We start from the raw sequence: 12,235 nt of genomic DNA on the forward strand, positions 1-12,235 counted from the left end.
ATGCGTAAAATTATTGTAGGATCTAGAAGAAGTAAGTTAGCTTTAACTCAAACAAATTGGTTTATTCAACAAATGAAAGATATGGGAGCACCCTTTGAGTTCGAAGTAAAAGAAATTGTAACAAAGGGTGACCAGATTTTAGATGTTACACTTTCCAAAGTTGGCGGAAAGGGTCTTTTTGTTAAAGAAATAGAACAAGCCCTTTACGATAAAGAAATCGACTTTGCTGTGCATAGTATGAAGGATATGCCATCTGTATTACCAGAGGGCTTAGTAATGGGATGTACACCTAAACGTGTAGATGAGCGTGATGCATTTATATCGACTGGTCATGTGAAGTTTACTGATCTTCCAAAAGGTGCAGTAGTGGGGACTAGTAGCTTGAGAAGAAGTGCTCAGTTATTATTGTTACGTCCAGACATTGAGATAAAATGGATTCGTGGGAATGTAGACACTCGTCTACAAAAATTGCAAGACGGTGAGTATGATGCGATTATTTTAGCAGCAGCAGGTTTAAAACGCTTGGGCTGGAGTGAAGAAGTCGTAACGGAATACTTATCTCCTGAGGATTGCGTACCAGCAGTTGGACAAGGGGCTCTAGCGATTGAGTGTCGTGCAGATGACCAAGAACTGATTGATGAGCTAGCCAAACTATCTGATCATGATACTTGGGTTGCAGTAGAAGCAGAACGTTCATTTTTAGCTGCTATGGATGGTGGATGTCAGGTGCCGATTGCTGGACATGCAACAATTAGCGGAGATAAAATTACAATGACTGGATTAGTTGCAGCGCCAGACGCATCAGTCGTTTATAAAGAAATAGTAACTGGTACAGATGCGGACGCTCTAGGTAAGGAACTAGCACGTATTGTGACGGAACAAGGAGCATACGATTTAATCCAACAAGTGAAGGCAGATTTGAATGTTTAATAATGCTCCTTTGTCAGGAGAGAATGTCATTTTCACAGGCATTCTAAGGTCACCGGAAGCACCAGAACTTGTTAAAAAACTTGGTGGAAATATGGTAATTGCTCCGATGATTGCTACAAAGGAGATAGTCAGTTCTGATGATTTACATCAACTACAAAGCTGTAACTTATATGAATGGCTTATCTTTACAAGTCAAAGTAGCGTGAAGGCATTTCATTCGAAGATGGTAAAATATCAGCTGGATGCAAGTTTTTTTACAGCTAAAATTGCAGTTGTAGGAATAAAAACAGCACATGCCATTGAAAGCTTAGGATTCTCAGTAAATTTTACCCCAACAATATTTAGTGCGGACATATTCGTTCAGGAATTTCCGAAAGTTGCATTATCTACGGATCGTTGTTTATTTGTAAAAGGAAATCTTGCAAAAGATACAATAACAGACGGCCTGTCTAATGATGTGAAGGAATGGACTATTTACGAAACTGTGGAATTAGAAGAAAACAAGGAAAATGTGAAGGAGATATTGAAGAGCGGAGAAAGATGTTCTATTATCTTCACAAGTCCCTCTACAGCCGAGGTTTATCATAGAAGTATTGGGATTTGCTTCGGATATGAACATGTCACAGTATGTGCAATTGGACATATAACCAAGAACTTTTTAGAATCTATGAATGTTCCTGTGCAAGTTATGCCAGATATTTATACACTAAAAGATGTGATTGTTAAATTAGCGGAATGGAAAGGAAGAGTGCAATGACTGAATTATTTTTTCAACGTCATCGTCGTTTAAGACAATCAGCAGGAATTAGAGCAATGGTAAAGGAAACTTATTTACATAAAGAAGATTTAATCTATCCTATATTCGTGATGGAAGGCGACAACATTAAAAACGAGGTTTCTTCCATGCCAGGCGTTTTCCAATTCTCTCTTGACCGTTTAAATGAGGAAGTAGATGAAGTAGTGGATTTAGGAATTCCATCTGTTATCTTATTCGGACTTCCGGCTGAAAAAGATGCAGTTGGAACTGGTGCATACCATAATCACGGAATTGTACAAAAAGCAATTCGTCAAATTAAAGCACGTCATCCCTATTTAGTTGTAATAGCGGATACTTGCCTTTGTGAATTTACGGACCATGGTCATTGTGGTGTCGTGGATGAAAATGAACGTATTTTAAATGATCCTTCCCTTGATTTGTTGGCAAAAACAGCGATAAGTCAAGCTGAAGCTGGAGCAGATATTATTGCACCTTCTAATATGATGGATGGATTTGTAGCTGCAATTCGTCTTGGTTTAGATGAAGCAGGGTATAAGGATATACCAATCATGTCATACGCAGTAAAATATGCTTCTGCGTACTATGGACCTTTCCGTGAAGCAGCAGACGGAGCGCCAAAATTCGGTGACCGCAAAACATATCAAATGGATTATTCCAATCGTATGGAAGCAATACGTGAAGCTTCATCAGATGTACAAGAGGGAGCAGACTTCCTGATCGTAAAACCAGCATTATCTTACCTAGATATTATTCGCGATGTTAAGAACACATTTGCTACACCTATTGTTGCTTACAATGTGAGCGGTGAATATGCAATGGTAAAAGCAGCAGCGATTAATGGTTGGATCAACGAAAAAGAAATAGTACTTGAATCACTAACAGGAATGAAACGTGCAGGTGCAGATATGATCTTAACATATCATGCTAAAGATGTTGCCCGTTGGTTGGAGGAGAAATAATGACAAAATCATATGAGCAGTCCAAACAAGCATTTACAGAAGCGAAAGAGTTAATGCCAGGTGGCGTTAACAGTCCTGTTCGTGCATTTAAATCAGTTGATATGGATCCTATTTTCATGGAGAGTGGAAAAGGCGCAATTTTAACTGACATCGATGGTAACGAGTACATTGACTACGTTTTATCATGGGGTCCTCTAATTTTAGGGCATACAGAACCAAACGTTGTGAAAGCAATTCAACAGGTTGCTGAAACAGGTACAAGCTTCGGTGCTTCTACTTTAATCGAAAATAAATTAGCTAAACTTGTGGTGGACCGCGTTCCTTCTATTGAGATGGTTCGTATGGTTTCTTCTGGTACAGAGGCAACAATGAGTGCACTTCGTTTAGCTCGTGGTTATACAGGACGCAACAAAATATTGAAATTCGAAGGTAGCTATCATGGACACGGCGACAGCCTGCTTATCAAAGCTGGATCTGGTGTTGCAACACTTGGTTTGCCAGATAGCCCAGGTGTACCTGAATCTATTGCTAAAAACACGATAGCTGTACCCTACAATGATATTGAAAGCGTTCGCCATGTATTTGAGAACTTTGGAGAAGATTTAGCAGCAGTTATCGTTGAACCTGTAGCGGGTAATATGGGTGTTGTTCCTCCAGTTGAAGGATTCCTTGAAGGATTACGTGAGTTAACTGAGAAAAATGGAACATTGTTAATATTTGATGAGGTAATGACAGGTTTCCGTGTAGGCTATAATTGTGCACAAGGATATTACGGAATTACACCAGACTTAACTTGTCTAGGAAAAGTAATAGGTGGAGGACTACCTGTAGGTGCCTTTGGTGGTAAACGTGAAATTATGGAAATGATTGCACCTGCCGGGCCTGTATACCAAGCTGGTACACTTTCAGGTAACCCTTTAGCCATGACAGCAGGGTATGAAACATTAACTCGTTTAAACGAGAAATCATATGATTACTTTATCGAGCTAGGGGATATACTGGAAAAAGGTTTCCGAGAAGCAGCAACAAAATATAATATTCCACATACTGTGAATCGTGCTGGATCAATGATTGGTTTCTTCTTAACTAACGAAGATGTGATTAACTTCGATACAGCGAAAACATCTGATTTGGAATTATTCGCAAAGTATTTCCGTCTTATGGCAGAGGAAGGAATTTATCTACCACCTTCGCAATTTGAGGGGTTATTCCTGTCAAGCGCACATACTGTAGAGCATATTGAGAAAACAATTCAAGCATTCCATACAGTTTTTGAAAAATTATCGAATAACTAAATAATAGTGGAGCCTTGCATTAAATGCAGGGCTCTTTTAATCTAAGATAATTGACATTAATTGATTACTAAAATATAATTACTTACGAAAAGTAATCTAAGTGGAATAATATAGATACATTATTATGTATTAGAGAAATGAGGATTTAGTATGCCAAATGTTAAGGAAATATCAAATGATGTAGTGAATGTATTAAAAGATAAAATAAAGGTAATTAAAACCGAAGAAAGTTCGATTTATCTAGTGGGACCAATTCGACTGCCAGTAAATTTACATGGGGATACAGTGATATTTCAATGGTATAGCTGGTTAAATAGCGATGATTACACAGAAGACATCAATCAAATAATAAATAATTTGTCTTCCACTAACCTAGCGGAATATCAACAGTCCAGTGTGTTAGTTTATGGTGACTTTAAAGAAACAGAGGAGTCCCTTATACGGATGCACTCTATTTGTCATACGGGTGATATTTTTGGCAGTAAGCGTTGTGACTGTGGTTTCCAACTTAAACAGTCAATGCAAATGATAGTTAATAATGGAGCTGGTGCATTATTCTATTTAGCTAACCATGAAGGTAGAGGGATTGGTCTATTTAGTAAAGCGATGGCCTATATTCTTCAAGAAAATGGTGCAGATACTGTAGAGGCCAATGAAAAACTTGGTTTTGTCGATGATTCTAGAAATTACAGTGATGCAATTGAAGTGTTAAAAGTATTGCGCACGAAACCAGTTACATTAATAACGAATAATCCTAAGAAAGTAAAAGCATTAAAGGATGCAGGCTTAGCTGTAGCGGGGCGTACACCATTATGGGGGGACGTTTCGGAATTCAATGAGAAGTACTTACACACGAAAATAAATCGCTCAGGTCATATGGAGGAAGAAGGTACTTTTCAAAATGACTAGTCACGCATTTTACATGGATCTTGCCTTGCAAAATGCTTGGGCGATGAAAGGGCAAACAGATCCGAATCCATTAGTAGGAGCAGTTATCGTAAATGCTAATCGCATTGTTGGTATTGGTGCACATATGAAACCAGGTGAGCCTCATGCAGAAATCCATGCTATAAGAATGGCTGGGGAACATGCAAAAGGTGCTACGATTTATGTGACACTTGAACCATGCTCGCATTACGGTAGAACAGGTCCTTGTGCAGAAGCAATTGTAGAGGCTGGAATTGAAACGGTCGTTATTGCAACGCTCGATCCGAATCCACTCGTTTCTGGTAGAGGAGTTAAAATTTTAGAAGATGCTGGGATTAAAGTAATCTCAGGAATTCAAGAAGAAGCTTCTCAAAAGATGAATGAAGTATTTAATAAGTTTATCGTAACGAAAAAGCCTTTTGTCACGTTAAAGTCAGGGATTACGTTAGATGGAAAAATTGCTTCTCATACCGCTCATAGTAAATGGATTACATCTGCAGATGCACGAGAGGATGTTCATCATCTCAGAAACGAGCATTTGGCAATTTTAGTTGGTGTCAATACGGTTATCGAGGATAATCCTGAACTAACTACTCGTATTGAAAATGGACGTAACCCCATTCGTATCGTTTTGGACTCGACACTAAAAATTCCGTTAGATGCAAAGTTGGTGACGGACCAGTTAGCAGAAACATGGATTTTTACTAGTGGAAATTATGATCAGGCTAAAAAAGAGAAACTTATTGATCTTGGAGTTCGCATTTTCCATACAACCAGTTCGAATCATGTTAACGTACAAGAGGTCGTTCAAGTATTGGGAGAAAATCAGATCTCCTCTTTACTAATCGAGGGTGGGGGTACGATTAACGCAGCATTTTTAGAAAATAAATTAATAGACAAAGCAGTAATTTATATTGCACCAAAGCTCATAGGTGGTAAAAATGCTCCCACATTTATGGAGGGTACTGGTATTGATTTCATGAGTGATGCTGTAGAGCTAGTTAATACAGATATTCAAAAAATAGGGCAAGACTTTAAGTTTGTTGGCTATCCAACATACAAATAAGTTGCATTTAATGAGGGGTAAAAAATGAAATTTGGTTTTGATATTGACGATACATTGATTAATTTAAGAGAGCATGCTTTTCATATTTATAATGAGAAGCTTGGGCAGCAAGTGGCATTAGATAAATTTCATGCCTTAGACAGAGTAGAAATACATGAATTATTCGGTTTATCGGATGAAGAAGGTTCAAAAATGTGGAATGATACATTGGAACAAATTTATTATACAAATTGTCCGACGTATCCCGATGCGGTAGAAATGATAAATGATTTACATGAACAAGGGCATGAGATTTACTATATTACCGCTAGACCTGCCGAACATCGTGAAAGAACAATGGAATGGCTTATTGAACAGGGTTTTCCGGTCGATGGAGAACGGTTTTATTGTGGTATGAAGGACCATGCCAAGGTGGAAATTATTCAAGAATTGCAGCTGGATTATTATTTTGACGATAAGCCAGAAGTATTAAATACCTTAATAGATGATACATTACAAGTTTACGTAAAAACACAATCATATAACCAACATCTAACAATTCCAAGATTAACGAATTGGTCTGAACTAAAACAAATTATCGAAAAATATATACAAGAAAAGCATTTGTAAGCAGAATTATGTTCTATCCCTTTTGTTCCATTCATAAGTTGTCCTATAAGAAGGAGGATGACTTATGACTACAAGAACATGGGATGTAAAAGAACAATTTCGATTTCCGCAAAGCTTTGGAGTTCCAATGGAGATTAAAAATGTTGCAGTAACTCCACAATGTGAAATCGCTGAGAAGGAAGATATTGTCCAAGTCGTTGGAATATACCACATCACCTGCCACGTTAAGTTTGAGGAAGGTGAACACGAGCATCATGCTACTAGCGAATTTACAGAAATTGAAGATTTAGATTTGCAAGGTGAGGTAGGCTATTTTGAATATGCTGTACCGATGAGTATTGAGATTGGTAAAGACAAAATAAAAGAAGGTTCCAAGCCTATAGTCCATGTGAACCATATTCACTCGAAACCAACACAGCAAATGGCTATTGAAATTGGGTGGACCGTACACTGTGATTACGATGAAGCTATAGAACCTGCACCAATTGAATCTTTTGTAGAATTAGAAAGTCCAAATCCCGCCGAACCAATGGAAGTTAAAAATCCAAACGGTGAAGAATTTGAACTTCAATTTATTTTGGATTTGGATGATGGGTATTCGAAGGTTTCATACCCCTCAAATAATGTTTTTGTAAAACAAAAAGCAGATGAGTAGTAATAGTACCAATAAGAGGAAATCCCACGTGGTGGGCACAATTAGTACTCGTATTAATTGAAAACAACAAATTGGGATACTTACATGCTTGCAGTAGAAACGTGTTTTACGTAACCAATCAGGCAGCAAATAGGGATTATATCCTTTTCTCATTGTATTTCTCCTTTCACCATACTAGACTTGACGACATATAATAATATCCTTTACAATAGGAACAACTGAATAGAGATGCAATGAATGGGAAGAGTAAAATGATTTGGTTTTCAAAAGAAAGGAAACAATTTGCTGAAATGTTTCTGTCAACCACCATTTGAAGGTAGCCCACGAGCAGTATTTGTGAACGAAAAGTAGCAAATGCCGGTTTGAAGCCGTTATCGAATTGAGAGCGTGATGCGTTTTTTTAGCATTCGCGAATAAAGGTGGTACCGCGAACAAACTCCTTCGTCCTTTAATGACGATAGGAGTTTTTTTATATTCTTTTTTAGGAGGAACAGAAAATGACAAACGAAACAACAATGTCCACAAAGTATGATCCGCAGTCGATTGAAAAAGGACGGTATGAATGGTGGCTTGAAGGGAAATACTTCGAAGCTCATCCGGAAAGCGATAAAAAACCTTATACCATCGTAATTCCACCACCAAATGTAACGGGTAAACTACATTTAGGTCATGCGTGGGATACTACATTACAAGATATTATTGTTCGCATGAAGCGTATGCAAGGATACGATGCATTATGGCTTCCAGGTATGGACCATGCAGGAATCGCAACACAAGCAAAAGTGGAAGAAAAGCTGCGCTCTGAAAACATTTCAAGATATGATTTAGGTCGAGAAAAGTTTGTAGAAGAAACATGGAAATGGAAAGAAGAATACGCTAGTCATATCCGTGCACAATGGGCAAAACTTGGACTTGGTTTAGATTATTCACGTGAACGCTTCACTTTAGATGAAGGATTATCACATGCAGTTAAAGAAGTATTTGTAAAGCTGTATAACAAAGGGTTAATCTACCGTGGTGAATACATTATCAACTGGGATCCCGCAACTAAAACGGCATTATCAGATATTGAAGTAATCCACAAAGATGTACAGGGTGCATTCTATCATATGCATTACCCCCTAACGGATGGTACTGGATCAATCGATGTTGCGACAACAAGACCAGAAACAATGCTAGGGGATACCGCAGTTGCAGTTCATCCAGAAGATGAACGTTATAAGCATTTAATCGGTAAAACAGTAAAACTTCCGATTATTGGTCGCGAAATTCCGATTGTTGGAGATGACTATGTTGATATGGAATTTGGAAGTGGAGCAGTTAAAATTACACCTGCCCATGATCCTAATGACTTTGAAATTGGTAACCGTCATAACCTACAACGTATTTTAGTGATGAATGAAGATGGAACGATGAATGAAAACGCTGCTTCTTATAATGGAATGGACCGTTTTGCTTGCCGTAAACAAATCGTAAAAGACTTACAAGATGCAGGTGTTCTATTTAAAATTGAAGAGCATGCGCATTCAGTAGGGCATTCTGAGCGTAGTGGAGCTGTAGTTGAGCCATATTTATCTACACAATGGTTTGTTAAAATGCAACCACTTGCAGAAGAGGCGATTAAACTGCAAGAAGCAGAAGGAAAAGTGAATTTTGTTCCGGATCGTTTCGAAAAAACTTACCTACGTTGGATGGAAAATATCCATGACTGGTGTATTTCTCGCCAATTATGGTGGGGACATCGAATTCCGGCTTGGTATCACAAAGAAACTGGAGAAGTATATGTTGGTCATGAGGCGCCAGCGGATGCGGAAAACTGGAATCAGGATAACGATGTATTAGATACTTGGTTCTCCTCTGCATTATGGCCATTTTCTACATTAGGCTGGCCAGATACGAAAAACGAAGAGTTCAAAAAGTATTATCCAACGAATGCACTTGTAACTGGTTATGATATTATATTCTTCTGGGTTTCACGTATGATTTTCCAAGGTATAGAATTTACCGGTACTCGACCATTTGATGATGTATTAATTCACGGTCTTGTTCGTGCTGAAGACGGACGCAAAATGTCTAAATCGCTAGGTAATGGAATCGATCCAATGGACATTATTGATCAATACGGTGCAGATTCACTTCGTTACTTCTTAAGTACTGGTTCGTCTCCAGGGCAGGATTTACGTTTCTCTACTGAAAAAGTAGAAGCTGTATGGAATTTTGCCAACAAAATTTGGAATGCATCCCGCTTTGCATTAATGAATATGGATGGCTTAAAGTTCGAAGAGATTAATTTGGATGGGAAAAAATCAGTTGCAGATGCATGGATTCTAACTCGTTTAAATGAAACAATTGAGCAAGTAACAAGACTTTCCGATCGCTATGAATTTGGTGAGGTTGGTCGTGCACTGTATAACTTCATCTGGGATGATTTCTGTGACTGGTATATTGAAATGGCGAAACTTCCACTTAACGGAGAAGATGAAGAAGCAAAAAATATGACACGTTCTGTGCTAGCTTATGTTTTAGACAATACTATGCGTCTATTACATCCATTTATGCCATTCATCACAGAGGAAATTTGGCAAAACCTTCCGCATGAAGGGGATTCAATTACAGTAGCCGCTTGGCCGACTGTAAACGATGCACTTTCGAACAAAGAAGAAGCGGACAATATGAAATTGCTTGCTGAAATTATCCGCTCCGTTCGTAATATTCGTTCGGAAGTACAAACGCCAATGAGCAAGAAAGTTCCTTTATATGTTTCGGCGAAGGATGCAAATACATTAGCAGTGTTAGAAGCAAACGCTAAGTATTTAGAGCGTTTCTGTAATCCAGAACCACTTGTAATTGGTTTAAACCTAGAAGCTCCAAGTCAATCGATGTCTGCAGTGGTAACAGGAGCGGTACTTTACCTTCCGCTACAAGGGTTAATTGATATTGATGCTGAGAAAGCTCGTTTGACAAAAGAGCTTGAAAAATGGGCAAAAGAAGTGAAGCTAGTTCAAGGGAAACTATCCAATGAGCGCTTCGTTTCAAAAGCACCAGAAGCAGTGGTTGCAGAGGAACGTGCAAAAGAAGCGGACTATCTAGAAAAACACGCATCTGTATTGAAGCGTATGGAAGAATTGAATAATCTATAAGATTTGAGCGTGCATCCATTGAATTTGGGTGTACGCTTTTTTGTTGCGGAAACTAAGGTTTCGTATTCCTGTTATTTTTCACAACATTCCGGTGATCTTTCTTTTCATTCAGGTGATTCTCATGTTTATTCATATGATATTTATCTTCATTCCTGTGATTCCCTTCAAATGAAAAAAAAGAGAGACGATTAAATTTCGTCTCTCTCATTTTTAGTAAGTTTCTTATGAATGTATTCCATAATAGGTAATGCTATATCTTTTTTAGTCGTTTCAAAATAAGATCTTGCACCAACAGGATCTTCTGTTTCGTTGAAAAGCCAGTTTCCATCAGGTAAGAGGAGGAAGTCGATGCCAATGTAATCACTCTTTAAAGCTTTGGCTATTTTCTCTACTGCTTCGCGCTGTTGGTTGTCTAAGGTGTATTTTTCAACAGTTCCACCTAATGTAAAATTAGACTTGAAGCTGTCTTGTGGACCAGTTCTTTTGACGGCACCAAGCACCTCCTCACCGAGCATAAAGACACGAACATCAGTAGCATTAGTTTCTATATATTTTTGTGCAATTATCGTATACTCAGAAAATGTATTTAGAAAAGTAGTTGCTTCTTTTTCTGTGTGTACTAATTCAACTTGTTTTCCACCGTGGCCATTGATAGTTTTTAGCACAACAGGATATTCGTTTATTTCTGAAACTGTCTTTATTTTTATTGTAGGAACAGTTGCAATTCCCAAAAGCTGTACAAGCTGTATTGCTTTTAATTTGTCATTGGCAACAACATTCACTTCTGCACGATTGAACATTGGAATATTTCGTTGTTCTAATTCCTTTGCTAATTGTGGGTTTCTTGACCGGAAGAATATGAAATCGGTTTTAGGAATCGAACTTTGATCGTCTACTACAGTTAAGTTATGTCCATGAGTACTTGCAGCATTTATTAATCGGTCTATAAAGCTTTGATTGCGTTCTATTTCGGCTTTTTCATATATGAGTAATCCCTTCATACAACAGCCGCTCCTACTTTTGAGAGGATATATTCGATCATTGCATCACCGACATTAATGCCGGTTACATTATAAATGTTGCGGATATGGGCTACGCCATTTACTTCACAAACAAGTGGCTCTTCATCGTCACCAAACAATAAATCCACACCCGCGAATTCTGCTTGTAAAGCTTCTGCTGCTTGAATTGCTACATCTATTTGTCTCTGTGTGAGAATAATAGGTGAAGCAGTGCCGCCATTCGTAATATTGGCACGAAAATCTGTCTGCGATTCACGAAGCATACACGCCACAACTTTCCCGCCAACTACATTTACGCGAATATCGCGTCCTCTACTACCTTCGATAAACTGTTGAAAGACATACTCTACACCTGCTAGTTCTTCCACCTTAGCAAAGAATTGCTCTCTTGTTTCTATTAAATAGACTTTCATACCAAAGGAGCCATGTGCTTCTTTTATAATCATCGGTAATGGAATTGTCTGCAGCACCTGCTCAAAATAACCGGACTCTTGGATAGAAAAGCCAGGATATACTTTTGGTGCGATAATCGTTGTAGGCATAGGTACACCAGCACTAGCTAGCTTCAAATACTGCCTTGCTTTATTATCACAAATTTCAATAACATTCGGATCATTAAATACTTGTATACCTTCATTTTTAAGATACTGAGCAAGCAAAATATCCTTATCTAGAAACACGACAAAATCTGGTTTGGCATGTAAATTTTCTTGGACATTCATCAGCACTTCATAATTTTTCACTAGAATGGCATGAATATCATGTCGGTCCGCAGCTTCCTTCACTAGAAGTGCTTGATCGATAAATTTATCATGTGTAAGACTACCGTTATAAACGATCCAACATGTTTGCAT

11 protein-coding genes and 1 other annotated feature are annotated in these 12,235 nt (G+C 38.2%); of the genes, 9 read left to right on the top strand and 2 right to left on the bottom strand.

What is annotated here, in order from left to right:
* The 9 genes from hemC (at position 1) to BLR36_RS04375 (ending at position 10,359) form a co-directional block, all read left to right on the top strand.
* On the top strand, positions 1-930 hold the full coding sequence (gene hemC / locus BLR36_RS04330; protein ID WP_093060496.1) for a hydroxymethylbilane synthase: 930 nt from the start codon (positions 1-3) through the stop codon (positions 928-930).
* Complete coding sequence (locus BLR36_RS04335) at positions 923-1,687, top strand: uroporphyrinogen-III synthase (protein WP_093060497.1); 765 nt, start codon at positions 923-925, stop codon at positions 1,685-1,687. The genes hemC and BLR36_RS04335 overlap by 8 nt, the downstream gene beginning before the upstream one ends.
* Positions 1,684-2,667, top strand: a complete 984-nt coding sequence (hemB, locus tag BLR36_RS04340) for a porphobilinogen synthase (protein ID WP_093060498.1) — start codon at positions 1,684-1,686, stop codon at positions 2,665-2,667. The genes BLR36_RS04335 and hemB overlap by 4 nt, the downstream gene beginning before the upstream one ends.
* Complete coding sequence (gene hemL, locus BLR36_RS04345) at positions 2,667-3,962, top strand: glutamate-1-semialdehyde 2,1-aminomutase (RefSeq protein ID WP_093060499.1); 1,296 nt, start codon at positions 2,667-2,669, stop codon at positions 3,960-3,962. The genes hemB and hemL overlap by 1 nt, the downstream gene beginning before the upstream one ends.
* Before the next feature lie 150 nt (positions 3,963-4,112).
* The gene (locus tag BLR36_RS04350; protein WP_093060500.1) at positions 4,113-4,871 is read left to right on the top strand and encodes a GTP cyclohydrolase II; all 759 of its coding nucleotides are present in this window, start codon (positions 4,113-4,115) and stop codon (positions 4,869-4,871) included.
* Positions 4,864-5,955 carry a bifunctional diaminohydroxyphosphoribosylaminopyrimidine deaminase/5-amino-6-(5-phosphoribosylamino)uracil reductase RibD gene (gene ribD, locus BLR36_RS04355; protein WP_093060501.1) on the top strand — a complete coding sequence of 364 codons (1,092 nt, stop codon included), beginning with the start codon at positions 4,864-4,866 and terminating at the stop codon, positions 5,953-5,955. Before BLR36_RS04350 ends, ribD begins: the two co-directional genes overlap by 8 nt.
* A 24-nt stretch (positions 5,956-5,979) precedes the next feature.
* Positions 5,980-6,564 carry a 5' nucleotidase, NT5C type gene (locus BLR36_RS04360; RefSeq protein WP_093060502.1) on the top strand — a complete coding sequence of 195 codons (585 nt, stop codon included), beginning with the start codon at positions 5,980-5,982 and terminating at the stop codon, positions 6,562-6,564.
* A 64-nt stretch (positions 6,565-6,628) separates the two neighbouring features.
* Positions 6,629-7,219, top strand: a complete 591-nt coding sequence (locus BLR36_RS04365) for a hypothetical protein (protein WP_093060503.1) — start codon at positions 6,629-6,631, stop codon at positions 7,217-7,219.
* A gap of 224 nt (positions 7,220-7,443) precedes the next feature.
* Positions 7,444-7,671: a binding site (T-box leader), on the top strand.
* Positions 7,672-7,716: 45 nt separating this feature from the next.
* Positions 7,717-10,359 (top strand): valine--tRNA ligase, encoded by a 2,643-nt coding sequence (locus BLR36_RS04375; RefSeq protein ID WP_093060505.1) that lies wholly within the window; start codon positions 7,717-7,719, stop codon positions 10,357-10,359.
* Between the two features lie 188 nt (positions 10,360-10,547).
* On the opposite strand, the gene BLR36_RS04380 is transcribed toward BLR36_RS04375, so the two are convergent.
* Together BLR36_RS04380 and BLR36_RS04385 are read right to left on the bottom strand one after the other, a co-directional pair.
* Positions 10,548-11,360 carry an ATP-grasp domain-containing protein gene (locus tag BLR36_RS04380; protein ID WP_093060506.1) on the bottom strand — a complete coding sequence of 271 codons (813 nt, stop codon included), beginning with the start codon at positions 11,358-11,360 and terminating at the stop codon, positions 10,548-10,550.
* Positions 11,357-12,235, bottom strand: a complete 879-nt coding sequence (locus BLR36_RS04385; RefSeq protein WP_093060507.1) for an ATP-grasp domain-containing protein — start codon at positions 12,233-12,235, stop codon at positions 11,357-11,359. The genes BLR36_RS04380 and BLR36_RS04385 overlap by 4 nt, the downstream gene beginning before the upstream one ends.

This window comes from Psychrobacillus sp. OK028, assembly GCF_900103605.1.
Classification (GTDB): Bacteria; Bacillota; Bacilli; order Bacillales_A; family Planococcaceae; genus Psychrobacillus.

What these genes read in the sequence shown, in the direction of transcription:
- hemC (WP_093060496.1), top strand. Translation starts at nt 1, where the DNA reads ATGCGTAAAATTATTGTAGGATCTAGAAGAAGTAAGTTAGCTTTAACT.
- BLR36_RS04335 (WP_093060497.1), top strand. Translation starts at nt 923, where the DNA reads ATGTTTAATAATGCTCCTTTGTCAGGAGAGAATGTCATTTTCACAGGC.
- hemB (WP_093060498.1), top strand. Translation starts at nt 1,684, where the DNA reads ATGACTGAATTATTTTTTCAACGTCATCGTCGTTTAAGACAATCAGCA.
- hemL (WP_093060499.1), top strand. Translation starts at nt 2,667, where the DNA reads ATGACAAAATCATATGAGCAGTCCAAACAAGCATTTACAGAAGCGAAA.
- BLR36_RS04350 (WP_093060500.1), top strand. Translation starts at nt 4,113, where the DNA reads ATGCCAAATGTTAAGGAAATATCAAATGATGTAGTGAATGTATTAAAA.
- ribD (WP_093060501.1), top strand. Translation starts at nt 4,864, where the DNA reads ATGACTAGTCACGCATTTTACATGGATCTTGCCTTGCAAAATGCTTGG.
- BLR36_RS04360 (WP_093060502.1), top strand. Translation starts at nt 5,980, where the DNA reads ATGAAATTTGGTTTTGATATTGACGATACATTGATTAATTTAAGAGAG.
- BLR36_RS04365 (WP_093060503.1), top strand. Translation starts at nt 6,629, where the DNA reads ATGACTACAAGAACATGGGATGTAAAAGAACAATTTCGATTTCCGCAA.
- BLR36_RS04375 (WP_093060505.1), top strand. Translation starts at nt 7,717, where the DNA reads ATGACAAACGAAACAACAATGTCCACAAAGTATGATCCGCAGTCGATT.
- BLR36_RS04380 (WP_093060506.1), bottom strand. Translation starts at nt 11,360, where the DNA reads ATGAAGGGATTACTCATATATGAAAAAGCCGAAATAGAACGCAATCAA.
- BLR36_RS04385 (WP_093060507.1), bottom strand. Translation starts at nt 12,235, where the DNA reads ATGCAAACATGTTGGATCGTTTATAACGGTAGTCTTACACATGATAAA.